28 protein-coding genes and 1 pseudogene are annotated in these 25,133 nt (G+C 34.8%); 1 reads left to right on the top strand and 28 read right to left on the bottom strand.

All coding sequences use genetic code 11. The annotated features are described in order from the left end of the window. Positions 1–22: 22 nt before the first annotated feature. The 17 genes from QO263_RS10470 to QO263_RS10390 all read right to left on the bottom strand — a co-directional run bounded on the left by QO263_RS10470 (position 23) and on the right by QO263_RS10390 (position 13,714). Entirely contained in the window at positions 23–1,660 is a 1,638-nt protein-coding gene (locus QO263_RS10470) for a putative manganese-dependent inorganic diphosphatase (RefSeq protein ID WP_285620923.1), read from the bottom strand. 254 nt (positions 1,661–1,914) lie between these two features. After that, entirely contained in the window at positions 1,915–2,889 is a 975-nt protein-coding gene (locus tag QO263_RS10465; RefSeq protein WP_285620920.1) for an RnfABCDGE type electron transport complex subunit B, read from the bottom strand. Between the two features lie 15 nt (positions 2,890–2,904). Beyond that, the gene (rsxA, locus tag QO263_RS10460) at positions 2,905–3,477 is read right to left on the bottom strand and encodes an electron transport complex subunit RsxA (RefSeq protein ID WP_285620917.1); all 573 of its coding nucleotides are present in this window, start codon (positions 3,475–3,477) and stop codon (positions 2,905–2,907) included. Positions 3,478–3,494: 17 nt separating this feature from the next. Then, on the bottom strand, positions 3,495–4,115 hold the full coding sequence (gene rsxE, locus QO263_RS10455; RefSeq protein ID WP_285620914.1) for an electron transport complex subunit RsxE: 621 nt from the start codon (positions 4,113–4,115) through the stop codon (positions 3,495–3,497). Between the two features lie 24 nt (positions 4,116–4,139). Then, entirely contained in the window at positions 4,140–4,718 is a 579-nt protein-coding gene (locus tag QO263_RS10450; RefSeq protein ID WP_285620911.1) for an RnfABCDGE type electron transport complex subunit G, read from the bottom strand. Then, positions 4,711–5,655, bottom strand: coding sequence for an RnfABCDGE type electron transport complex subunit D (locus QO263_RS10445; RefSeq protein ID WP_502928714.1), 945 nt, complete (start codon positions 5,653–5,655; stop codon positions 4,711–4,713). The genes QO263_RS10450 and QO263_RS10445 overlap by 8 nt, the downstream gene beginning before the upstream one ends. A 15-nt stretch (positions 5,656–5,670) precedes the next feature. Further along, positions 5,671–6,999, bottom strand: a complete 1,329-nt coding sequence (gene rsxC / locus QO263_RS10440; RefSeq protein WP_285620906.1) for an electron transport complex subunit RsxC — start codon at positions 6,997–6,999, stop codon at positions 5,671–5,673. A gap of 306 nt (positions 7,000–7,305) precedes the next feature. Beyond that, entirely contained in the window at positions 7,306–7,848 is a 543-nt protein-coding gene (locus tag QO263_RS10435) for an ATP-binding protein (protein WP_285620904.1), read from the bottom strand. A gap of 6 nt (positions 7,849–7,854) precedes the next feature. Further along, positions 7,855–8,568, bottom strand: a complete 714-nt coding sequence (locus QO263_RS10430; RefSeq protein WP_285620901.1) for a PHP domain-containing protein — start codon at positions 8,566–8,568, stop codon at positions 7,855–7,857. A 1-nt stretch (position 8,569) separates the two neighbouring features. Then, positions 8,570–8,902: a DRTGG domain-containing protein gene (locus tag QO263_RS10425; protein WP_285620898.1), complete on the bottom strand. Its 333-nt coding sequence runs from the start codon at positions 8,900–8,902 to the stop codon at positions 8,570–8,572. Beyond that, the gene (locus QO263_RS10420) at positions 8,899–10,182 is read right to left on the bottom strand and encodes a [Fe-Fe] hydrogenase large subunit C-terminal domain-containing protein (RefSeq protein WP_285620897.1); all 1,284 of its coding nucleotides are present in this window, start codon (positions 10,180–10,182) and stop codon (positions 8,899–8,901) included. Before QO263_RS10420 ends, QO263_RS10425 begins: the two co-directional genes overlap by 4 nt. A 34-nt stretch (positions 10,183–10,216) precedes the next feature. Further along, positions 10,217–10,648 carry an ATP-binding protein gene (locus QO263_RS10415; protein WP_285620895.1) on the bottom strand — a complete coding sequence of 144 codons (432 nt, stop codon included), beginning with the start codon at positions 10,646–10,648 and terminating at the stop codon, positions 10,217–10,219. Next, positions 10,649–11,011: a DRTGG domain-containing protein gene (locus QO263_RS10410; RefSeq protein WP_285620892.1), complete on the bottom strand. Its 363-nt coding sequence runs from the start codon at positions 11,009–11,011 to the stop codon at positions 10,649–10,651. A gap of 98 nt (positions 11,012–11,109) precedes the next feature. Beyond that, a complete protein-coding gene (locus QO263_RS10405; RefSeq protein WP_285620889.1) occupies positions 11,110–11,673 on the bottom strand; it encodes an SPOR domain-containing protein in 564 nt (187 codons plus the stop codon). 596 nt (positions 11,674–12,269) lie between these two features. Then, positions 12,270–13,136: a WD40 repeat domain-containing protein gene (locus QO263_RS10400; RefSeq protein ID WP_285620884.1), complete on the bottom strand. Its 867-nt coding sequence runs from the start codon at positions 13,134–13,136 to the stop codon at positions 12,270–12,272. A 130-nt stretch (positions 13,137–13,266) separates the two neighbouring features. After that, complete coding sequence (locus tag QO263_RS10395; protein WP_285620882.1) at positions 13,267–13,452, bottom strand: hypothetical protein; 186 nt, start codon at positions 13,450–13,452, stop codon at positions 13,267–13,269. A gap of 109 nt (positions 13,453–13,561) precedes the next feature. Further along, a complete protein-coding gene (locus tag QO263_RS10390) occupies positions 13,562–13,714 on the bottom strand; it encodes a hypothetical protein (protein ID WP_285620879.1) in 153 nt (50 codons plus the stop codon). Between the two features lie 251 nt (positions 13,715–13,965). On the opposite strand from QO263_RS10390, the pseudogene QO263_RS10385 reads away from it, so the two are divergent. Further along, positions 13,966–14,908: pseudogene (locus QO263_RS10385) on the top strand (IS982 family transposase). 84 nt (positions 14,909–14,992) lie between these two features. Here QO263_RS10385 and QO263_RS19150 read toward each other — a convergent pair. The 11 genes from QO263_RS19150 to QO263_RS10330 form a co-directional block, all read right to left on the bottom strand. Continuing rightward, positions 14,993–15,121 (bottom strand): recombinase family protein, encoded by a 129-nt coding sequence (locus QO263_RS19150; protein WP_502928663.1) that lies wholly within the window; start codon positions 15,119–15,121, stop codon positions 14,993–14,995. A 202-nt stretch (positions 15,122–15,323) separates the two neighbouring features. Next, positions 15,324–17,876 (bottom strand): FtsX-like permease family protein, encoded by a 2,553-nt coding sequence (locus QO263_RS10375; RefSeq protein ID WP_285620877.1) that lies wholly within the window; start codon positions 17,874–17,876, stop codon positions 15,324–15,326. A 12-nt stretch (positions 17,877–17,888) separates the two neighbouring features. Then, positions 17,889–18,554 (bottom strand): ABC transporter ATP-binding protein, encoded by a 666-nt coding sequence (locus QO263_RS10370; protein WP_285620874.1) that lies wholly within the window; start codon positions 18,552–18,554, stop codon positions 17,889–17,891. A 127-nt stretch (positions 18,555–18,681) separates the two neighbouring features. Further along, positions 18,682–19,719 carry a sensor histidine kinase gene (locus tag QO263_RS10365; protein ID WP_285620870.1) on the bottom strand — a complete coding sequence of 346 codons (1,038 nt, stop codon included), beginning with the start codon at positions 19,717–19,719 and terminating at the stop codon, positions 18,682–18,684. Beyond that, the gene (locus QO263_RS10360) at positions 19,716–20,396 is read right to left on the bottom strand and encodes a response regulator transcription factor (RefSeq protein ID WP_285620867.1); all 681 of its coding nucleotides are present in this window, start codon (positions 20,394–20,396) and stop codon (positions 19,716–19,718) included. Before QO263_RS10360 ends, QO263_RS10365 begins: the two co-directional genes overlap by 4 nt. A gap of 4 nt (positions 20,397–20,400) precedes the next feature. Next, positions 20,401–20,586 (bottom strand): DNA-binding protein, encoded by a 186-nt coding sequence (locus tag QO263_RS10355; RefSeq protein WP_285629275.1) that lies wholly within the window; start codon positions 20,584–20,586, stop codon positions 20,401–20,403. Between the two features lie 884 nt (positions 20,587–21,470). Further along, a complete protein-coding gene (locus tag QO263_RS10350) occupies positions 21,471–21,644 on the bottom strand; it encodes a hypothetical protein (protein WP_285620865.1) in 174 nt (57 codons plus the stop codon). A gap of 171 nt (positions 21,645–21,815) precedes the next feature. Beyond that, a complete protein-coding gene (locus QO263_RS10345; protein WP_285620864.1) occupies positions 21,816–23,510 on the bottom strand; it encodes a recombinase family protein in 1,695 nt (564 codons plus the stop codon). 78 nt (positions 23,511–23,588) lie between these two features. After that, positions 23,589–23,768, bottom strand: coding sequence for a hypothetical protein (locus QO263_RS10340; protein WP_285620861.1), 180 nt, complete (start codon positions 23,766–23,768; stop codon positions 23,589–23,591). A gap of 270 nt (positions 23,769–24,038) precedes the next feature. Continuing rightward, complete coding sequence (locus QO263_RS10335) at positions 24,039–24,665, bottom strand: peptidoglycan recognition protein family protein (protein WP_285620858.1); 627 nt, start codon at positions 24,663–24,665, stop codon at positions 24,039–24,041. Further along, positions 24,665–25,072: a phage holin family protein gene (locus tag QO263_RS10330; RefSeq protein WP_285620855.1), complete on the bottom strand. Its 408-nt coding sequence runs from the start codon at positions 25,070–25,072 to the stop codon at positions 24,665–24,667. The genes QO263_RS10335 and QO263_RS10330 overlap by 1 nt, the downstream gene beginning before the upstream one ends. Positions 25,073–25,133: the final 61 nt, after the last annotated feature.

The raw sequence follows: 25,133 nt of genomic DNA, 5'->3' as shown, positions 1-25,133 counted from the left end.
ACAAAACCTTAAAGGCATGAATCTAGTTTAATAATGCGTTTGTAATTGGTGGAACCACCTGTTTCTTTCTTGAAAGTACTCCTTGTGCATAGAATGAGTTGCTTATGAGTTTCTTTCCAAAGGCCTGTGCTACCAACTCCTTATTGTGTCCGACTACGACCATTTCTGAAGCCTGTGCAAATATATCTGTTAACATTAGTATAAATATAGAATATCCATATTCTTTTGCACGCTCCTCCATTAATGATATTAAATCGCTTTTCATATCTTTTAGGCTGTCTGGATCCATAGTATATACTTGGGCAATTCCTATCTTATCTTCACCTATGGTAAACGCCTTAAAATCTTGAGTAAGTAATTCCTGTGGCGTTTTCCCAACTAAAGAAGTCCCTGCCTTGAACATCTCCATGGCAAACTTATCTACATCTAAATCTGCAATTCTCGCTAATCTTTCTAACACTATCTTATCAGTATTTGTAGATGTAGGAGATTTGAATAATAGAGTATCAGAGATTATAGCAGCAGCCAATACTCCTGCCATTTTCTTTGAAGGTCTTCTACCATTTTCAAATAATATGGAGGCAATTATTGTAGATGTACTTCCCACAGGCTCGTTTCTAAAATATATTGGATTTCCAGTAAAGACATCTGCTACCCTATGATGGTCAACAATTTCTAGTATCTCACATTCCTCTAAGCCGTCTATAGACTGGCTGCGTTCATTGTGATCAACTAAAATTACCTTCTTTCTCATGCTGGATATTAAATGGTATCTAGATATTAGACCTACTACTCTATTATCATCATCAATTACTGGGTAAGATCTATATCTTGTTTGAGACATTTGCAATTTCACATCATCTACTAAATCATCATATGAAAACACTATTAAATTGTCCGTAGTCATTACATGTTTTATAGGAACAGATTGAGATATTAATCTAGATGTTGTAAATGTATCATAAGGTGTTAGTATCATAGCTGCGTCTTTTTTCTTTGCTAAGTTTATGATTTCTTCATCAATTTTAACATTTCCAGTTATAATCATTAAGGAAATATCATTGTTAATTGCAAGCTCTTGAACATCCTTTCTATCTCCACATATTACTATATCCTTCTCTTCTATGTATTCAACTACTGATCTAGGCTCCATTGCAAGCACTAAAAGTTTTCCGCTTAAAGGCTTCATATTTTTAGGTATATTAACTGGATTTGCAGAAAGTGTGTCAATAATATTATCTATGGAGGTACCTGATCTACCTAGAATAGTATTATCCCATACATCAATATAACTCTCTACTATATCAGATATTGTCACAATACCAATAAGCTGTTCATTCTCATCCACTACAGGTAGACTGTTTACATTGTTTTTCTTCATCAGCTCTAAAGCTATACCCATTGATATATCTGGACTAACAGGAGCTACTTTATCAAAGTTTAGATCCTCTACACTTAATCTTACTGTCTCCATAAAAACGGGGGCCTCAACACCAAAGTATTCTAATATAAATTTAGTCTCTCTGTTTATTTCGCCAAGTCGTACAGGAACAGCATTTATATCTCCGTTGGCATTCTTGTATTCTGCATAGGCTAAAGCTGCACATATTGAGTCTGAATCTGGATTTTTATGTCCTGTTATATATATTGTTTCCTTCACAAGTATCTCTCCTAAAAATATTTTATATTTAGCAAAAGAATTATGATTATTAAAATTATATCATAGCTGCCCAATATACTGCAAAAAACCTTCTAAAATTAAAGCCACTGAAAAACTTTAATTTCCTTGCTTGTCATTCTGAAACACAGTTGAAGAATCTCATATTATCAATATAGGAGAGATCCTTCACTGACGCTCAGGATGACACAAAGGGACTTTTTCAGTGGCCTCCTAAAATTAGCAGGTTTTTTCATTTATCTCATGTCTATTGCAGACTTTGGACACTTCTTAGCGCACGCACCACAGCCAATGCATTTATCTTCTGTTACTGTATGCTTTGCTTTAAGTTCTCCCTCTATTGCCTCTACAGGACATTGCTTTTTACAAATAGTGCATCCTATACATTTGTCCTCTTCAATAAAAGCTTTTTTTCTATTTGCAAAATCAGCCCAAATAGCTTTAGTTGGACACTTCTCTGCACATATCATACAATTTGTACATTTGTCATAGTTGATTCTAGCAAGGTTATTTTCAAACTCCATAGCTCCGAATGGACATGCCTTCACACAGATTTGACATCCAATACATCCAACTGTACACTTTACTTTAACGTCTTTCCCAAATTCCTTACTATTGCAGTCTACTACAACTTTTTGTTCATAAGGAACCATTTTTATAACAGCCTTTGGACATTCTGAAACACATTTTCCGCAGGCAGTACATTTTTCAGAATTTATTACCGCTATTCCATCAATAACATCAATTGCACCAAATTGACATACACTTACACAAGTTCCTAGTCCCAAGCAGCCATATGAACAAGCCTTGCTTCCACCAGAAACTAAAGCGGCAGCTTTACAATCCTTAATTCCTGTATATTCAAATTTTTCAAAGGCATTGCAGCTAGTACCTCCACAAGTGACTCTAGCTACTTTTTTCTCTGTATCGCCGGCAGCCACTCCCATTATTTCTGCAATTTTCCCTGCACTTACAGCTCCACCGACAGGGCATGCATTAACTGGTGCACTTCCATTGGCTATAGCACTTGCTAGTCCATCACATCCAGGAAAACCACACGCTCCACAATTAGCTCCTGGTAAAGCACCCCTTACCTGTTCAACCTTTGGATCAACTTTCACTGCAAAGACTTTAGCTGCTACAGCCAAGCCTACTCCAAATAAAAGTCCCATACTACTTAAACTAACTACAGCTGTTACTATACTATTCATTGTCCATTTCACCTCCTATACAAGTCCAGTGAAGCCTAGAAAAGCTATTGACATAAGTCCTGCTGTAATAAGAGCAACAGGGAAGCCTTGAAAAGATTCAGGCACATCAGCTAAAGCAAGTCTTTCCCTTATACCAGCAAAAAGTACTATTGCAAGTGTAAAGCCTATAGCTGCTCCAACAGCATGAACTACACTTTCTAATAATGATAACTCCATTTGAATATTTAAAATAGCAATACCTAATACAGCGCAATTAGTAGTAATAAGTGGCAAGTATACTCCTAAAGCCTGATAAAGAGTAGGGCTAGCTTTTTTAATAAATAATTCTACTAGCTGCACTAAGGCTGCAATTATCAATATAAAAACTATGGTCTGCATATATCCTAATCCAAATTTATCTAATATTGATACCTGCACCACATATGTTGCAGCAGAAGCTATAGCCATTACAAATGTAACAGCCGTTCCCATACCAAGTGCAGTTTCTACCTGCTTCGATACACCAAGAAAAGGACAGATACCCAAGAATCTTGACATTACAAAGTTATTAACTAATATTGAACTAAGCAAAATTGTAAAAAAGCCCATCTATACCCCTCCTTTAACTATTTAAAGCTTTCTTTTTCATAAGCCAATTTTTTAATCCTATTCATAAGCCAATTTTTTAATCCTATTAGTATACCTAAAGCCAGAAAAGCACCAGGAGGTAAAATCATTAATAATGCAGGTTTATAAGCCTGTCCAAAAAGTGAATAACCGAAAATAGATCCTGCGCCTAAAAGCTCTCTTACTGATGCAAGTATTGTAAGAGCTAATGTAAATCCAAGTCCCATTCCTGCTCCATCTGCTATGGATCTAATAGGTCCATATTTAGAAGCAAAAGCTTCTGCTCTAGCTAGTATTATACAGTTAACGACGATTAGAGGAATGTATAATCCCAAAGAAGCATATAGTGCAGGTACATAAGCATTCATAAGCATTTGTATCAAAGAAACAAATGTAGCAATTATTACAACAAAGGCAGGAATCCTTATTTTATCTGGTATAGCCTTTCTTAAAAGCGATATAACTAAATTCGAACCAATTAATACGGCAGTAGTAGCCAATCCCATAGACAAACCGCTCATAGATGAAGTAGTAACTGCTAGAGTTGGACACATACCAATTAACTGAACAAATGTAGGGTTTTCATCAATCAATCCATTCTTAAAATCTTTTAAGCTCATAGCTTCACCTCCAATATTGTAAATCTATTTTGCAAGTTTACCATTAAAAACATCTATAGCCATATTAACACCACTTGATACAGCCTTTGAAGTTATTGTGGCACCTGAAATTGCCTGAATATCACTATCATTAGGTGCTGATTTCACCACTGATATATTTGAAGATACTGATTTTCCAACAAATTGATCTTGAAATTCTGGTTTAGTAGAATTGGCACCTAGACCTGGAGTCTCAGAGTGACTAACTACTTTCATACCAGTTACTTTGCCATCTTCAGAAATACCAGTTATTATTTCAATGTTTCCACCGTATCCAGAAGCTGTAGTTTTTACAGTATATCCAACTAATTCATCAGCTGAATTCTTGCCAATATAAATCTCTTTAATCCTATTGTTTTCAGCTATTATTTTATTAAATTCGTTTTCATCCAAAGGTACAAAATTTTCAGCAGATGGAAGAACTTCTTGTCTTGCCTTATTACTTTCCTGTTCTTGAACTTGAGCAATTAACTCACTTGTTGCATCATTTGCAAATGCAAGAAGTGCCGCCGCTATTGCTGTTATTAAAAAAAGAATTAATCCAAGCTTAACAATCTCACGCATTCTGCTTCACCTCCCCAAAAACTTTTGGGCCAGTATACTTATCAATTAATGGCGCAGCCACATTCATCAAAAGTATTGAATAGGATACTCCTTCAGGATAGCCACCTTTCAGCCTAATCACAGAAGTTAATAATCCTGCTCCGATTCCAAATATGATTTGACCTTTTTTTGTGACTGGTGAAGATGCATAGTCTGTAGCCATAAAGAATGCTCCAAGCATTAATCCACCTGATAGTAAATGATACATAGTATTTTGGATTCCACCACCAAAAGCAAGCATTATAACTGCAACGGTACCAATATAGGTAAATGGTATTCTCCAGTTAATTACTCCTCTATACAGTAAATATATCCCGCCTATTATTAGTAAAATAGCAGAGGTTTCTCCTAAGCTACCACCCATATTTCCCATTAGCATGTCAGTCAAAGAGGGAAGAATTCCTTCAGCCTGTCCCTTTAGAATTGCTAGTGGTGTAGCTGTACTTACGGCATCTGCCCCTGGAGTCACCCACTCTGTCATTATTGTTGGCCAGGATGCTAAAAGCATTGCCCTTGCAGCTAATGCAGGATTCATGAAATTATGTCCTAGTCCACCAAAAAATTGTTTTACTATGGCAATAGCAAAGGCTGAACCTATAACTGGTATCCACCATGGTGCTGAGGAAGGAATATTAAATGCTAACAATAATCCAGTTACCACTGCACTTAAATCATTTATAGTTACAGGTTTTTTCCTAGCTTTCTGAAATATTGCTTCTGTAATTACTGCTGATAATACAGAAAGAACTATTAATTTTAAAGCATTGAATCTAAAAAAGTATATGCTGGCTAATGTGGCAGGAAGAAGTGCTATGATTACGTCCAGCATTATTCTAGAAATAGTTTCATCTGACCTTATATGTGGAGAAGATGAAGCAATCAATTTATTTTCCATTATTATCCCCCCAATCAATTAGCTTTTCTTTCTTTTTGCTAGTACTTCTCTTTTCGCTACTCTTATAGATTGTAACAGTGGTCTTTTAGATGGACAAATAAAAGAGCATGAACCACATTCTATACAATCTAGTACATGATATTTTTGTGTATCATCATATTGACCCTTTAAAGACAATTGACTAATGAATAATGGCTGTAAATTTACTGGACAAATATCCACACATTTACCACATCTAATACAAGGATCAGGCTCTGGAATTCTAGCTTCTTTTTCATTTAATATTAAAACGCCAGAGGTACCTTTTATAACAGGTACTTCGTCTGTAAATTGAGCAAGTCCCATCATTGGTCCACCCATTATTATTTTTCCTGGAGTTTCCTTATATCCTCCACATTGGGCAATAATATCTTTAAATGGAGTTCCTATCTTCACTAAAAGGTTCTTCGGTGTATTTATTGCACTACCAGTAACAGTAACTACCCTCTCTACTAAAGGCATCCCAGTTTGTATTGCATTAGCAATTGCTGATGCAGTTCCTACGTTATTTACAATAACTCCCACATCCATCGGAAGCCCACCTGAAGGTACTACTCTTCCTGTTACTGCATTTATTAATCGTTTTTCATCTCCTTGAGGATATTTAGCTACAAGAGACACTACCTCAATATTAGACTCCTTTTCTGCTGCTTTAACCATTGCTTTTATTGCATCTGGTTTATTATTTTCAATACCTATATATCCTTTATTTACTCCTACTGCCTTCATCAGAGCTTTAAGCCCATAAACAACTTTCTCTGGCTGCTCTAGCATCAACCTGTGATCAGCAGTTAAAAATGGTTCACATTCTGCACCATTAAGAATAACTGTATCTATTTTTTTGTCTGGCGGCGGAGATAGCTTCACATGTGTGGGGAAACTTGCTCCTCCTTGTCCAGTTATACCAGCTTCTTTGATAATATTAATGATCTCTTCCTTAGTAAGTTTTTCTATGTCTCCTTTTGACATAACGTTTTCATGAATCTCATTTAGTTCATCAGATTCTATTGTCACACACATAACCCCACTGCCAGTAGGAGTATTCATAGAGGATATTTTTTTGACTATGCCAGAAATACTAGAGTGTATTGGTGCAGAGACAAAGGCCTTTGCCTCACCAATTTTCTGGCCAATCTTTACCTTGTCACCTACTTTAACTATAGGCTCACATGGTGCACCTATATGCTGCTGCATCGGAATAATAACTACCTTTGGTTCTTCAGCTTTTTCTATCTCTGCTTTTTCTGAGTACCTTTTATAGTGTGGAGGATGTATTCCACCCTTAAAGGTAAAGCTTTTAAGATTCATACTTTTCACCTCTTGCTAGTTAATTTTATATTGATTATATAGTGCCAAAATAAACTATTCTACCTTTGTATACAAAAAACCTGCATTGATAATAAATAAACAATATTATCAGTTGTATCTATTGTTTTTTGACAAGGCATGTAGAAAAAAGTGAGGTCTTATTGTTAAAATTTTAACATACATAATTTCATAACAATAAAATTAGGACCTTATTATAGGCCCTTTTTTACTTTTCTTCTATTGTAACACTTTTTTTATTTATTGTACACCCCTTTAAGCTTTAAGTTATAATCTTTATTGTTTACATTATTTATTTAATTCGCTGACATTTTCATTTATATAATCCTTTATCCATAGAATAACTTCTGGAGTATTTATACTAACTTCTCCTAGGAGTTTTTTTATTTCTTTTGTACTAAATATAAATTGCCTTCCATTTACCTGATGAATATACAGTATATCAATTTTTTCTTTCCTGATTAATATAGTAGCAATGGTGCTACCCATATTTCCAATAGGTGCTCTATCAATATGGTTATGCTTAAAGGTTGCTTCTATTTTTGTTCCTGTACCCTTTTCAGAGGTAATATGAAAATCTCCCTCCGCTCTTAGAGCTGCTGCTTTCAAAAGTGATAATCCAAGACCAACATTTCTAGTTTTTCTAGTAGTAGTGAAAGGGTCATCAGCAACGCTTAGTAGTTCTTCGTCCATACCATTTCCATTGTCTTCTATTAAAATTTTTAGAAGATTATGATTCAAATCTTCAGTTATAGATATTGTCACTAGCTTTGCTTTTGCTCTTATTGAATTTTCCGCTAAATCTAATACATGTAAGGATAATTCTTTCAATTTTTATCACAACCCGCCTTTAAGATAGTCTACTATTGATTTAGCTGTAAGAGTGTCTAAATCCATATAGTAATCTGCTTCATTTATGCTAGCAAGATAATGAGCATCTGAGTTCTTTATAATTCTATATTTTTCTTGCTGTAAAGCTTTTGTCATATCCCCTAGTCTATTTAAATCAAAGATCTCTATTGTTTTAATATCTATATTGCTTGGGATAAACCCCAGTGTAGATAATATGCTAAAGGAGCTTTTATCTATATGAGCAGGAACAAGCACCCCATTATATATCTTCACTAGGTTAAATATTTCTCCTATAGAATATTTGCTGCTACTCAGCAGCATTTTATCTATTTTCCCTACAATGTTATCTTCATTGTCAAATAGAAGCTGTTCACCAAAAATCTCTTCTTTATTAAGGATGTTTGGAAGACTGTCATATATTAAATCTTGAAAGGACATGCCATCTTCAATTGTTGAAAAATAACACAAAACATGTACTTCCTCTCTTGTAGTTACCTCTATTCCTGGAACTACTAGAATCCCCCTCATATTTGCAACCTCTATGGCTGGTATTACGTTTAACATTGAATTATGATCTGTAATAGCTATAACATTCAGTCCTTTTAAATATGCCATATTAACGATATTATTTGGAGTCATGTCATTATCCCCACATGGAGACAATGCAGAATGTATATGGAGATCATAGGCTATTTTCATTTTATATCCCAATTTCTTTTAATTTGCATGCAATATCATAGGCACTTAATTTAGATTTAAAAAGAGGAATGCCTACTTCTCTTGCCTTTTCAACTGCATCTTTTTCTATATCCATTCCCTCTACAATTATTATCCCTGCCAAATCTACCAATGTTGCCACAGCTACAATATTTATATGGGTTTGAATAGTAATCCATAAAAAATTTTGCTGTGCCTTTGACATCACTATGCTTAGCAAGTCTCCAATGTATACGCCCTCTACTTCTTTCTCCTCTAATTCAGGCCCAGTAACTATTTCAAGGTTTAATTTATCGGCTATTGAAGAAAGTTTCATAGTTTACCTCCATATTTTTCTTTTTCTCTAATTTTTTCTTTTAATATGAAAATACAATCTTCTATCTTGGCTTTATCTCTAACAACATCCTCCGCCAAAGCATTACACGAAGGAGCTCCGCAGGAACCACAATCAGTTCCTGGCAATTCTTTACGTATTTGATTTAGCATTTCAATCTTTTTAATAGCTTTAGCTATATCATCATCTAAAGTCATTACTCCCTTTGGAGTTATTTTCTCAGTCCAATTTATAAGCCCTTGGGCTAGAATTTCATTTATGAATTCATTATTAAGAAAATCACATTTCTCTGAGGTCCTTGCAATATTTCTTATTCTGGCTTTAGCAATGAAAGGGTTTTCTACATTAAGAGGTCCGCCTACACACCCTCCTATACATGCTAATCCTTCAAAATAATCAATATTACTTAATTTCCCTAGCTCGATCTCCTCAAGAACTTTGATTACATGTTCAATCCCATCTACTGCCAAATAGTTTTCTACCCCGATAGCATAGCTCTGGCCGCCTGCTCTTCCCCAGCCAACTCCTTTTGGAGAAGCTCTCATATATTCTTCATCTTTTTGAACTTTCTTGGCGTTTTTTACAATATCTCCGTAAATTGATTTAATAGACATAGCTCCATTAATATATGAACTTCGTATTCCAATAGGGCGATTTATACTAGTTACCCTAGCTGGACATTGGGCTAAATAAAAGACACCAATATCATTAAAATCTAATCCGTATTCTTTCATGGCTTTCGTTTTTACTATTCTAGCTCCTACTTCCATTGGAGATTCTACTTCTATGATATTATCTATTAAAGAGGGGAACCTTACCTGTATAATTCTTAGAACAGCAGGACAGAATGATGAAATTACAGGTTTTTGCAGATTATTACTTTTTAAAATATTTCTTATTGCAATGGTTAGTACATCTGCTGAAAGACCTTCATCAAAAACACAGTCAAAACCTAAAGCCTTTATTCCAGAAAAAACTTTGTTCATATCAGTATCTACACTAAACTGACCGTATAATGACATAGGAGAAATAGCTATATTATATTTATAGTTTTTTAATACACTTAAGTCATCTACTATAACATCTTTAGCATGATAAGGGCACACCCTAATGCATTCGCCACAGTCAATACATCTATCTTTTGTGATAACTGCTTTTTTATCCCTTATCCTTATTGCTTCAGTAGGACATTTTCGCATACAGTTTGTACATCCATTACATTTATGTTTGTCTAAGACTACCGAATGAAAATATTCCTTCAAGTTTATCACCCACTAGTTATTTTCTATATTATTATCACATATACATTGTCATTGAGACCAAAGTTTTCTCATTTTCATGGGATGAGATACTAAAAACATCTGAGCATTTTTTCATATTTGGAATGCCCATACCCGCTCCAAATCCTAATTCTCGGACCTGATTTGAAGCAGTTGAATATCCTTCTTGCATGGCCAGCTCTATGTCTTTTATGCCTGGCCCTTCATCATGGGCTATTATTTCAATTTTATCCGAGGATATAGTTACAATAATATTGCCTCCATTTGAATGGATTACTATATTCATTTCTGCTTCATAGGTTGCTATGGCAACTCTTCTAACTGTTTTAGAATCAACTCCCAGCTGATTAAGCACCTTTTTAACATTACTTGATGCTTCACCAGCACTCTTAAAATCATTTTTCATAATGTAGTACTCTAGTATAATCTTATCGTTATTTGAACTCATTTATCTTATCACGCCCTCAATTTTTACTCCCTTCAGTCCTTTTTCATAAAGTCTACCACTGGCGGTATAGAGAGTGTATTCTGTAGTCATTATTGTAATATTTTTTTCCAATGCTAGATCTAATAAATCTTCGCTTGGTCTTTTTCCTCTTACAAATACAATAGCAAAAAAGTCAGCTGCTTCAGCAGTTCTTATGACCTGTGTATTTGTAAGGCCTGTTAATAATATTGAGTTTTCATTAATAAATGCAAGAACATCACTCATCAAATCAGAACCAAATGCTGAATATACTTCTCTTTCTAAAAATCCCTCCCCTACTAATACCTTTGCTTCTAATATGTCCCTAATCTCGCTTAATTTCATTTTTTTCACCCCAATCTTTATACATAAAAGATTATTTTTTACAATGGCCATAGTTTAGATATGCTTTATCTTTAAAGCAATGTCATTTCCCTATTCTATTAGGGTTTCGTGATCTTGTCTTTACTAGATACTGAATTAACAAAGGCATCCTCATATAACTTTTTTATATTTTCTAAGTAACTATAGGCCTCTTCTTTAGCTTGAAATTCACCTGCAAAAACTTTGTATGACTCTCCCACATTAACTATGTATCCATCGTTAATATTCTTTTCTTTAAGTTCCTTAATAAAAGTTTCAGCATTAGCTGTACTGCTAAAGTTACCTATCTGTACACTATAGAAAGTAGTTTCAATGGTATTTTCATCATTTGATTCAGGCTTTTGGTCTGTTTCGTCTACGGGTTCCAATCCAGACATGTCTTTATCTCCAGCTGAATTGGAATCAATATTTGAATCTAAGTTATTCATTCCTTTTTTATCAAGATTATCTTCAATTGTACTAATAGCGTTTTGTCCTTCTTCAAGTCTAGGCAATATCACATTTTGTACTAAGACAATCGCTAGCACAATAGAAATAATAGGTGCTACTATAAAAAAGGCAAAAATAGTATAAAGCCTGTCCTTACTAGTATTACTTACTCTCCTTCTCACATTTCTTCTCATAAAGCTTGCCCCCCTTTTTCTTTATACTATAGATTATGAGAGTTCTCATAATTTAATTAACAAAAAATTAATTTTGTTATTATTAAAAAGGACTTTTAACGAAAAAATAATACAAATAAGAACCTTTTTTTTAAGCTATTTTATGAGAGTTAGCTCTAAGAAAAAATAAGAACTTCCCTATGGGATATGAGAAAAAGATTTAGGCAATCTTATGGTTTTGTTAACCTTATTACTATGTATAGACTATTCTATATACGGCTTCTTTTTCCTTCTATTTTCTAATAAGTTAAAAAATTATTTTGCAGCTTCTATATCTTGGATAATTCGTCAAATGAATTAATATTACATTGTATATCAAACAAAACTGAAAAATAAAAAAGATGAGTAAATACTAATAACAATATTTACTCATCTTTTTTATTTTTTGTGCAATTATGTCAAAATAGATGCATGAGATTATGCTCACAATAGGATATATTTTATTTTTCAAACAATTGATTATCCTTTTGCAGTAATGGACTTCCTTCAGCAAAAATTCAATTAATAGGTCATAAAAGATGTCATAAAATATAATTTTAATGTAAATATCTATTCATTTATAAATCAAGCAATTTAGTAAGATTAACACGATCAATTCCATTTATCGCCCTTGAAGATAAATACAATAGATTATTTTCAATTTTAGCATAGCCGGTAAGACAATTTATAATATTCACATCTCTCAATATCTCCATTGATTTTGTATCCCATATTCGTATTATACCATCGCGAAAAGCAGCTGTGATAAAATAATCGTTCCAAAAGTCAATAATAGAGAACTGATATTTATGTGGTTTTTTTACTTGTTGAATAATATCGAATGTTTTCTTATTTCTTTTAATCAATTTATCTTTACTTGAGGTAATTATAAAATCTTCACAAATAATAAAGTCATCACAATTTTCCTTATGCCCATCTAAACATGCGACAATCTCCAATGTTTTTTTATTAATTACAAAAAATGTACCATTCACTGCGCCCCCATAAATATATTCAGTATCAGATTTAACATTCCAAAGACTATTGCTTGAAATGGTTAATTTTTTAATATCATAATTTTCTTTATTGATTATGGCTAGCCCTCCTCCACGTATACTAGCATATATATTAGTATCATCGAAATCAAGCCCGCAAATATCTGAAGATAAATTCGTACCAAGTTCAGATTTAAATATAACATTTAATGAATTATAATCAAGAACATAAAAGGTACAAAAATCTTTGCAATAAATTAATTTATCATCACACAATACTTTTCTTGAAAGTCCATTCTTTGTAAATAATTCTTTTTTCATAACTAAATTTCCAGATAATAATTCATAGCGATAGACATTTTTTTCGCTAATAGCAATAATTTCATTTTCATTATTGTTAATATCAAATGACAAAATTGGTTTTTCAGAGAAAATCACTTTAGAAAGCATAATTTTCACACTCCATCTTTTTAATATATATAATATCATATATAATACGACAACCTTATGTCATATTAAAACAATTAGTTTAAGCATTGCAATTTGGTGTGATTCTATTATGCTTATTTAAAACATATTTTTACAGGTACAAATATTTCCTGTTGTGCCATCCAAGTGCTTTTTGAACATCATCGCAGCCTATTCTGTGAAACATAATCCTATGCCCGTAACGGTCATCAAGATCAAAATTTTCATTACTTTCTATCCATTTCAATATGTGGTTATATACTTCTTCGTCAATGTTGTCCACTTTCTTTCCCAGCACTTCTAAAACAACCCTGAACCTGACGTGGAAAATATACGTTGAATATTCTTGATACTAATATTCAACGATATCTTCTAAATCATTTTCAGCTGATTTATAAATCCTTATTTTAAATTTTCCCATAGACATTTCTCCTTAGCTTTTTCGCTAATTCAAAAAAGTCCTTGCCCTCGTCACCATCTTCAATCTCGGATTCAGCTTCGGCAAGCTTGGCATAAAGGCTAAGCAACGACTGCTGATTCTCATAAGTCTCAATACTCATAATAACCATATCTCCCACTTAATAGCTTAGCTTTTCTGTCTGCTCTCTTCCTAATAATCCACTGCTGCCATGGCAATGTACTTTTTTACCCGAGGATCATTATTAGACCAATGTCCTCTATTTCGAAGTAGACAACTACATTTAATTAATTTAACCTGTTGTGCTAGTAAAACTTACTAATAAAAAAACTCTAGCAATTATGTTAACCTATCATTGATAACCACAACGAAATCATGATAGGAGGATAACATATGCCAGAGCTCTATAAATATTCTATCAAAGAAATAGAAAATTTAAAGGACTTTTTCTTGGTAACTTATGTAGTCATTGATGACCTATACCAAGAAATTACTCCAGAATATATTAAATCACGTAAAAATGCCAATTATTTAATTTTATCTGATAGTGAAGTTACCACTATTAGTATTGTAGGTGAACTGCTATCTATAGATTCTGAGAAAGCTTGGTTTAACTTTTGTAAAAAAAATTTAGTTGATTTATTCCCTAGATTTTGTGATAGAACTAGATTTAACAGAACACGTAGAAATCTACATTCTATCATAGATGAAATTAGAAAAAAGCTTTCTTCTAAACTTGGTTATACAAGCGACCCTCATAGAATTATTGATAGCATACCTATACCCGTTTGTAAATTTGGGAGAGCTGTATTTCATAAAACTTTCAAGGGTATAGCCACTTATGGTAAATGTCCATCTAAAAAAGAAACCTATTTTGGTTTTAAAGCTCATATGCTTTCCACTTTAGATGGATATATCACAGACTTTGTTTTAACTGATGCTAGTAAAGATGATCGTAGTGCTGTTTGGGACTTAGTTTCCTCCTATAATTCCTTAACCATTATAGGAGATAAAGGTTATATAGGTGAAAAACTGGCTTTGGAACTAAAGAACGAAAAAGAAATAGACTTAATTTCTATGAAAAGAAATAAGAGTAAATCTCAATTTCCAAAGTCTTTTAGACAGTTAATTTTTAAAGCTAGAAGAAGAATAGAAACCTCATTCTCTCAATTAACTGAACAGTTTAATCTAAATAAAGTTAAATCTAAGTCTCTATGGGGGCTTAATAACAAGGCTAAGAACTAAGATTTTAGGTCACAATATATGTTACTTTATTAATAAATGTCTGAATAAGAATATTAATCTAGCCAACATAAAAGAATTGATATTTGGATAAATAATCCATAGATGTATTAGTTCTTATTTCCTAAAATCAGTCTAACTTTATCCATTACCATATTTTTCTTATTAGGCATTAAATTTATATAGCACAACAAGTTAATTTAGATAATTCATCAAGCATAAGCAAGACATCCAATGTATTGCGTCCAAAACGGCTAAGGGATTTCATCAAAATCAAATCTACCTTTCCGTCTCTACAGTCTTTCATTAAACGCTGTCTTTGTTCCTCATGCTCAGTACTAACACGGCAATAGGCAGCAACCCTTAACCTTTTATCCGATTGATTATTTTTTGCAGGAATAATAAGTAATCTGTCTACTCATTTCAAAACCTCCTTAACGTAAAAATGGGGTTGTCGGGAAATAGCTCCCTACTATGCTAACAGATATAATTAAGCATCACAAAATCTTTTATTCCGCCTGCCTAAGCTGCTCGACTACGCTAACCCTATTGTTTTTCGTTGCAGCTAATAAAGGAACCAGTACCCCCAGAAGAAGATAAAAAGGTACTACGATAATTACTGGGTTTAATGTAAAAGTGAAAGTGCAAAACCATATAGAATTTGCTATCGGGCGCACCAGCAGCAAAGAAGTAACGATACTGAAGATAAGCGAAAGTATTGCTGCTATGACTGCATACCATAATCCCTCTATCACCAACATTTTTCTTAACTGCCGTTTGGTCATTCCAATGCTCCGCATAACAGCAAACTCTTTTTGTCTGGATAGAATCCCTGTGGCAATCACATTGATAAAATTGAGCAGCCCTATAGCTGCAAATATGGCGGCAAGCACCATCCCGGCAATATTATATGTCCGTTTTAGTTCATAGAAATTATCTTCAACCGTCTGTTTTGAAGTATACTTTAGTCCAGACTCAATCCGTTCCGTATAATCCTGTAAGAACGAGTTCATCTTTGTGAAATCTGCTCTTTCTCCTACATTAAAAAGATAATGCAAGGGTGGTTGTGAAGGGAAATTGTTAAGAAATTCAGAAGAAGATACCGCCAAAAATGTAGAAGAAGTAGTTGAACTATATCCTAAAACAACTCCTGAATCCATGCCCCTTTTGCAAGCAGCCCTTGCGAGAACTTCGTATTCTCTTTTCACACCCTCGCTTTCAAGCACAATTTTATCACCAGGGTTAAATTTATAATCCTCTATATCTACCCTATGATAGTCATTATAAGGGGAAAATTCTATGACATACTTTCCAGTATTGAATTTCTCCCAATCTAAGTCTCCTTCTAATACATCAAGTAATGAAAATGGGAATTCATCCATTCCATAAAACTGCCTCCACCAGTCATTCTTGCCTTCTTCCGTTTTCATTCCGTTGTAAGATGTGATGTGTGTCAAGGTATGTTCCACCAATTCATCTATTTTATCAGTTTCTATATCTGACTGATGATAATAGACGGAACCTCCATCTTCAAAAGTATATTGTTGCTGTATAGCATGGATGACGCTTTTGCTTATTCCCGATACCCTTCCAAATGGATTCCCCCTGCCGTAGTGAGCATCAGAAACAACGAAGTCACTTATGACATCCCTATCAATGAATTTTTGTAATTGAAAGCTATCTGTAAAAGTCAGTACTGAATTGATTAATACCGTACTTAAAGATATTGAGAGTAAAACCACAAAAGTTTTGCGTGGATTTCTGATAAGGTTGGATGCCGCCATTCTAAATATTTTTGACCCGCCTTTCGACTTCTTTTGCTTTCGCTTTGTGGTTTCAACTCCGCTATATCGCATCGCTTCAATTGGCGAAATAGTTGCGGCTGTTTTAGCAGGCTTCCGAAAACTGATTAAAACAGTGAGAAGTGCAAAAATCGCAGCTCCTATGAAAACAAAAACATTTGGCGGGGGTATAATTCCTTCATAGTTAGAAACATTCATAATAACAGGCACCAGTAATCTGCCTAAAAAGTAGCCAATCAATAATCCTATGGGGATGCCAATAACTGATAGTATCAGCCCCTGTCTGCGAACAATAATGCGTAGCTGTTTCGGTGAAGTACCAAGAGTTTTAAGCTGACCATACAGTCGGATATCCTTCGCAACTGAAATCTGAAAGATATTATAAATAATAAGATAGCCCGATATTAAAATCAGAACCAGTAAACCTAAAACGGCAAGTATCATTTTTATATCAATACCGTTGTCTTTACTTGAAGCATATACCAAGTTTACATCAGCAGCCACATATAGAGAATCGCCTAAAACAGCATCGGGATCATAGCCTGAATCTATCCGAGCCTTATTTATCTGTTCCTGTAAATTTCGATGAGTTGAAAAATCAACATCCAAAAAGTAATTCCCGGCTCCGGAATACCCATTTTCTGGCAGTGGAATACCTGCTAACTCACGATTAATAAAATCTTTAGACACCCAAAGATAACATAAATCATCGTTTGTTTCACCATCCCAATAGCCGCAAAGAGTGACCTTGCGCTGTCTTTGTTCGCCGTTTACGCTGAATACAAGCGGGATTTCTGCACCTATTTCACGCGGTATCCCAAGCAAGTCCAATACAACCGTATCGACAGCAGCTTCATCTATTGACTCAGGCATCCGGCCAGTGGTAGGTACACTGTATTTTCCTTCTGCTTCTGGCTCATTTCCATAATCAATTTCCACTAATCGCTTAATCAGTTCATCATTCTCCGCGAGGGCAAAATATTGGCGTTCGCCAATATTTTGAAAGGAAGGATGCGACTTAATTTTCAAGAACTGTGCCTCTGTCAAAAATTTATATTCGGCATCAAACTTTGTTCCGACTTGTCGAAGCATTTGCTGCTCCCCTGAATAAATTGCACCATGTCCCACAGTAAAAACGGTTGTGAAAAGAATCGTCGTCAGTAGAATAGCGATAATCGCAACCATATTTCTATTACGGCTTGCTTGCAGACATTTAACTGATAAGCGTTTTGCTATAGCACCGTTATTGTTCTGAAACATCTTTCCACCTCCTTACGCTACAATCTGTCCATCTTCAATCCGCACGATTCGGTCGGCAAGCTGGGCGACCTCATTGTTATGGGTAATCATCACGATGGTCTGATGGAATTGCTGGCTTGTCATTTTAAGAAGCCCCAGTACTTCCTGACTGGTCTTGCTGTCTAGATTTCCGGTGGGTTCATCCGCAAGGATAATAGCAGGCTTGGTTGCCAATGCTCTCGCGATTGCCACACGTTGCTGCTGACCGCCGGACAGATTGTTCGGCAGATTGTTCAGCTTTTCTGTCAGCCCCAGCATCTTCAAAATTTTCTCAATGAAGGCTTTGTCCGGCTTATCGCCGTCCAGTTCAATGGGCAAGACGATGTTTTCGTAAACATTCAGAATCGGCACAAGGTTGTAGTTCTGAAAGATAAAGCCGATATTCCTGCGCCGAAAAATGGTAAGTTGGTCGTCATTCATTTTGGACAGTTCTTTCCCATCCACTTCCACGCTGCCGGAGGTAGGAATGTCCAGTCCACCAAGCATATGCAACAGAGTGGACTTGCCACTTCCGGACGTGCCGACAATCGCCACAAATTCTCCTCGCTCCATGTTCAAAGCAACACCATCGAGAGCTTTCACAAGGTTTGCACCAGCTCCATATTGCTTTTTCAATTCGTTTGTCTTTAATATACTCATGATAAATCCTCCTGTTTTCATTTTATCTTCTTCATTGTACAGAGCAAATGTCACTAAATAGTCTCAATCACAAAATCAATTGTCACAGTTTTGAGACATTTCATTCTGAATAGCAAAAAGACAGCTCTCAGAGCTGCCTTTCGTTGGGGAGGAACACCGAGAAGGTGGAGCCTTTGCCTATTTCGGATTTTATCTGAATGTAGCCACCCTGTTTGGAGATGATCTCACGGCACAGGTAAAGACCAACGCCAACGCCGCTGATATCATGCACCTCATCTTCCCGATAGAAGCGCTTGAATATCTGTGCGTAATGCTGTTCCGGGATGCCCCTGCCTGTGTCGCTAATGTCGATTCTCGTTGTCATTTCCCAGCATTCCACCGTCACAGATATTTTGCCGACTGACGGTGTGTATTTTACCGCATTATCTAGAATATTAAATAAGGCTTCCGCTGTCCACTTTTTATCATGCGGTACGATGATGGCGGAATCACATTCCACGTTTACTTCCATATTTTTCTGTTCTGCTGTCCGTTCAATACCTGAAAGTGCAAGCCCTATGGTATCATAAATCGGTGCGGGAGAAACGGAGAGGGTGATGACGCCAGTTTCCAGACGGGACATCTTTACCATTGCCTGCATCAAAAAATCCAGCTTGTCAATTTGCGATTCCATTAGCTTATGAAATTCCCATGCTTTCTCTGGCATAAGATGTCTTTCCAGCAGGGTGGAGTTATACATTTTCAGATTGGTTATCGGAGTTTTCACCTGATGGGAGATGTCTGAGACCATTTCCTGTATAGACTGTTTTTCCTCTTGCACCTGTCTTTTTCCGTTCTGCATGATTTCGTACAGCCGCTGGAGCTTGTAGTTGAATTTACCGGTCAGCGTTTCCGATTCCAGATCAAAGGCCACATCTTCTTTTCCGTTTACAATGTCATCAATACAAGCGTTAAGGGAATCCGAAAACGCCACCAGCTTGCCTTTGAGCAGGAGAATCAAAATGATGCCAAGAAGCAGAACCAACAGAGAAAATACAATTGCCGTTCCCCGTATGATCGGGTTTTCTGTATGATAAAACACAATGATGTGAAAGCATACTGTAAGAACAAGAAAAGCAGCACAGACTCCGATATAGATTCCGTTTGTGGATAAATTCTTTTTCATTCCTTATCACCTGCCCACAGATAGCCCATACCATAAACTGTTTTGATATATTTTCTGTCCACGGTTTCTATCTTGTTTCTCAAACGATTGATGTTGACGGTCAAGGCGTGTTCATCCACAAAGTTTGCATCCACATCATACAATTTTTCTAGCAGTAGCTGCCGAGTAAGAAGTACGTTCGGATTGCACGTGAAGATTTTTAAGATTTTATATTCGGTGGGTGTAAAAAATACAGGTTTATCCTTGATGGATGCCGTCAGCTTGTCAAAGTCGATTATGAGGTCACCGCACATATAAAGATTTTGATTCGACAGTTTTCCTGATCGCTTTAAAACAGCGGCTACTTTTTTTCTGAAAATATTAATGTTGAACGGCTTTGTAATGTAATCGTCCGCGCCTAAATCAAAACCTTTCATCACATCGGCTTCTAGATCACGGGCGGTCAGGAAAACCACCGGGATATCCTGTGCAGCCCTGATTTTTTTACACAGCCCAAAACCGTCGCCGTCCGGCAAATTCACATCCAAAATGACAAGATGAAAAGGTTCACTCCGTATCTTTTCCAGAGCCGATGCCATATCATGTGCGGGAACCGCTTTATATTCATCCAGTTCAAGGTTATAGCACAAACCGGAATTCAGCATTACATCATCTTCTACCACAAGAATTCGCTTCATTGTATCACTCCTTTGCTTTGTTTTCTTTCAGCCTGCCATCTGCAGGCTTTGGTGCATCCTTTGGAATCTCCCACGCATGACCAAAGCGAACGGCTCCGTCAATCCTATTTTCTTCACAGAGCTTCTGTATTCTACGTTTGGAAATTCCCCATTTATCTGCGGTCTGCTGTACGGATATATAATTAAGCATTTGTATTCCTCCATAAAGTATCTTTATCACATTATATACGCAAAAACGAATAAAAACAACGATCCCTTTTATTAGAAATATATTCTTGATAACAGTCATTACTGGTTCGTTCTCACCCCCCCATACTGTGAAATTGGGGTAGGAGGCGAACCAACAGTGAAGGAATTACTGAACTCATTTGGACAAATAAAGTAGGGAAATGAATATTTCATTCCCCTCTCATCAAACCGTGCATGCGATTTTCCCGCACACGGCTTTCCGATATTCTTCTTCCTCCAGCTTCAAAAATCGGTTCTATTACTATCTTTACCGCCATTTGTATAACTTTATCTTTTATCACTGGGATTCCTAATGGTCTTCTTTGGCCTTTTCCTTTAGGGATGTAGGTTCTTTTCACTGGCTTAGGATGGTATTTTCCTTCTTTTAATTCTTTTTGAATTTCTAGTAGGAATGTTTTTTCTCCATATTTTTCTACATCTGTTATTGTTACTTTATCAATTCCTCTATCCTCTGTTAACCAGAGACCTTCTTTTACGATGCGGCAGAATTCACTTCATGTTACGACCTGCACCTTCGCTTGCCCTGCTATATACAGGTACTTTATCCTCCCGCTTGGCACCCCACATTACTGTGACGCACTGGGATTAGCTAACGGGCTTCTTGCCAATTACCCGTACTGGACTTTCACCAGCAAGTGTGGTCCAGCTTTGCTGGACGCACATCATATGAAAAAAGCTACATCTTCATTGGTTTATTACCAACAAAAATGTAGCTTGTAACTTGTGTTGTGTTCGGTATATGGATATCATACCATCCTGGAAAAGGGATTTGAACTATTAACTGAATAAGATTGTGTTCATAATCGCAGATTGAAAAACTGGAATTCACTTTTTCAGTTCTTTTAAAGAACTTGCCAAAGCTATAACAACTCCTACTCCAAATAGCCAAGCAACTACTGTTGGAATTGGTTTGTTAACTATAACCAAAATTGCCATAATAATTCCTGCAAACATTTCTATCATAAGCCCAATTTTGGCCCCTTTATTAATCCTATTCATATAATTTCACCCCCATAAATTCTCACTTATTCTTTCAACTTATATGAATAATGTTCACCCTAAGTTTAGCACAGGTAAAATAAAAAATCATGTATGAGTTCAAATCCTCATACATGACTTTACTTGGTGCAGAGGAAGGGACTCGAACCCTCATGCTTGCGCATACGCCCCTCAAGATGACTTCTTGTCGGTGAAATAGTTTCCTAAACTAGTATGATATTTAAAAGGCGTATTTAAAGTTATATCAAGACTCAATTTTCCTTCTTCATCTTCGAATATTTTTATGTTATTAATAAGCATTTGTAAATGTGCATTACTTAGCTCTTTTTTCTCTACTATCTTAGTAAGTAACTCAACACTACTTTCAATTCCTTTTTTAGCATCTTTATTAATTTCTATCATTTCTTCTAATGTTTGTATTTGCTTTTCCAATAAATCTATCTTTTGATTGCTCTCTTGTGTAAGTTCAATGAACAATTCTTCATTGATTAATTTTCTTGCTAATTGTTGTGCATATTGCTTTACATCATCTTTCAATGTCATTATTTCAATTTTAAGTTTATCTATATCATTAGAATAATCTCTTTTCTTATTGTTCCATTCCTTAATAAACTCGTCAACCTTTAATAGATTTTCTTCTGCTAATACCTTTACTCTTTCAAGATATGCATAGACTATGTCATCAATTTCAGATTCTTTGATTCTATGCGATGTGCAATAATTTGATTTACTATGTCTATGATAAGTATTACAAACATATTCTATATATTCATTAGTTTTAATTGCTCTTCTTTTGGCGGTAAATGTTGCATTACAATCCCCACATCTTAATAACCCTGCATACCTATGAATTTTTCTATTAGTTGAAGCTCTTACATTGTTTCTACTTCTATTTTCTTTTATAGCTCTTGATAACTCCCATGTTTCTTTATCAATAATAGGTGGAAAAAAGTTTTCATGTATAATATGCTCATCTTCACTTAGTCTTTTCCTAACTTTAGTGATAGTATTTTTATAAGATACTCCACACCTTAGAGTTCCAATGTAACAGTCTGAGTCCAATATTCTAGTAATAGTTCTATCATTCCAAACTGCCCCTGCTATCTTTGTCTTATTAACTGGAACTTTTTTACCTAGTAATTCTTTTTGATATTGTGAAGGTGTCTTATAACCGTTTTCAGTAAGATAAGATGCTATTTTTCTAGCTCCTAAACCATCAATATATAACTTAAAAATTAGTTTTACAATATCGGCACATTCAGGAATGACCTTCATTTCTCCAGTGTTCTTATCTTTATAATATGCAAATGGTGGTATCATCACTAAACCCTTCTCTTTTTGTTTTTGCTTAATTCCCGATCTGATTTTTTTACTAATATCCTTTGCATATTGTTCATTTATTATTTGTTTAAATCCGATAATTAGATCATCATTTTCATTAGAAGTGTCTATGTTTTCATTGATTGAAATAACTTTAATACCCTTTTGATTTATATATTCAATAAACAAAGCGGAATATGCTTTATGCCTACCTAATCGGGATAAGTCTTTGACAAGAATTATATCAACTAACCCCTCATCTATCAAGTCCTTTAATAAGGATATTCCATCTCTATCAAATGTCATACCTGATACGTTATCATCTTCCATTATATCAACCAAATCATATTTATTTGATTCTGCATAATCCTTAATAATCCCTTTTTGATTAGTTAATGAATTTTGCTCTTTATCGTCATCTCTGCTTAATCTAGCATAACCCCATACATACGGTCTTTTTTTATTCTTAAGTAGTTTTCTGTATTTTGCTATTGTGATATTAGTTATATCACTTTCAAAAATCTTATCAATATCAAATATGTTCATAAAAATCCTCCTTCGCTTTTTCACTAAATAGACATCTATTGGTGTATGCTTGGTGACATTATATTATAATATAACCAATTATGCAATTAATTTTTCATTTTTCCCATATTCTAATATTAATGATTGTAAAAAATTGTCCATATCTTTTTCTCTTCCTGCATATGTAAATATGACACTTTTAATTCTAGGATTATTCGTTGTAAAACACTCTTGAATTTGACCTAATTCATTCTTTTTTATCTCTTTTAAATTAATCATAAAATACCCCCTTTTTCTTTTCCCTTTTTATATGTAAGCAACAAAAAAACACCTTAGAAATTAATCTAAAGTGCTATAAATATGTAAATGCCAAATAATAGCTCTTTTAAGGCATGATAACTATGCTTTCCATAGTAAACCATGCCTTAAAAGAGCAGACATACCATAACGGTACTTCTAATTCAGAGTCCTTTTAAAATGGGTTCTGAGTGCCCAAAATGGAAACTCTCAGACCTTCCAAAACGGAAGGTTTAAAAAGAATTCCTAAACCTATTTAACATTTCTCATTCTATATAACATAGTCCATATCTCTTCCCTTGTAGCAACATCTTTTGGTCTATTTCCATCCGTAATCCCTTTTTCAATAGCCCATTTCATGGCATCAACTGCCCAACTGCTTACTTCTTTGTTTTTCTGCCTCTTAACCTCTTCATCTATACGCTTGATAAAATCATCCCAATATGGAAGAATTATTCTAGGACATTGTTTACCGCTCCAATGCTTGTGAGGTTTTACTCTATCTGTACTCCAACCTTTATCTATTAATATAGAAGTAATTAATTCGATAGCATTTTGTTCTGTTTTAGCATAATTTCCTGATTCACAAATCTCTATCCCTATAGACTTAGTATTACCTGTCCCATTTTTTCCATCCCCAGCATGGTATGCAATTTCAGTAATAGGTATGGCTTCTATAGCTTCAATCTCATCAATTGCAATATGCCATCCTGTAGTATTATTATTCTGTGGGTTATCCAACCAATCACGTTCATTCTTAGCTGTAGAAGTTGGGTTAGCTGTATTATGTACGGTTATATATTGAAAGTCTAAGGCTTTTTCTATTCTTTTCATGTGACCTTTCTGTAAATGTTGTTTCTTTATCTCTGAATATAGCATTATGCCTTGCCACCCTCTCCCCTATCTTTTAATATTTTTAACGCCTCGAGTAATTTTTTAGGTACTGGTAGACCTATTTCAGCAGCATTTTCTAATAAGCTAATTCCTTCTATACCAATATAAAACCATGCCACTACTGTTCTAAAAGCTTGGTCAGTTTCCGCAACTTTATCTAGCTGGACAGCAATAATTAATACACATAAAATAAGAGCCTTTTTTAGAATCCCTCTAAATCCAATAGTACTATTAAGTTCTTTTTTTACATATCCTTTTGCTATACCTGTTATATAATCCAAAACAATAAATATTAATAATACTTGTAGTAACGAATCTATTCCACCTAAAAGGTAAGTTACTATACTACCACCTATACTAACGATAACTCCAAAATCAAAATTCTTTTGCATACTATCACCTCATCTCAATTATTTTTTGTCTTTTACTTTTAAACCACACAAAAAAGAGAGA

The organism is Proteiniborus sp. MB09-C3, from assembly GCF_030263895.1.
Classification (GTDB): domain Bacteria; phylum Bacillota; class Clostridia; order Tissierellales; family Proteiniboraceae; genus Proteiniborus.
The sequence above is the reverse complement of the archived record's forward strand: the minus strand, read 5'-3'. Positions and strand labels throughout refer to the sequence as shown.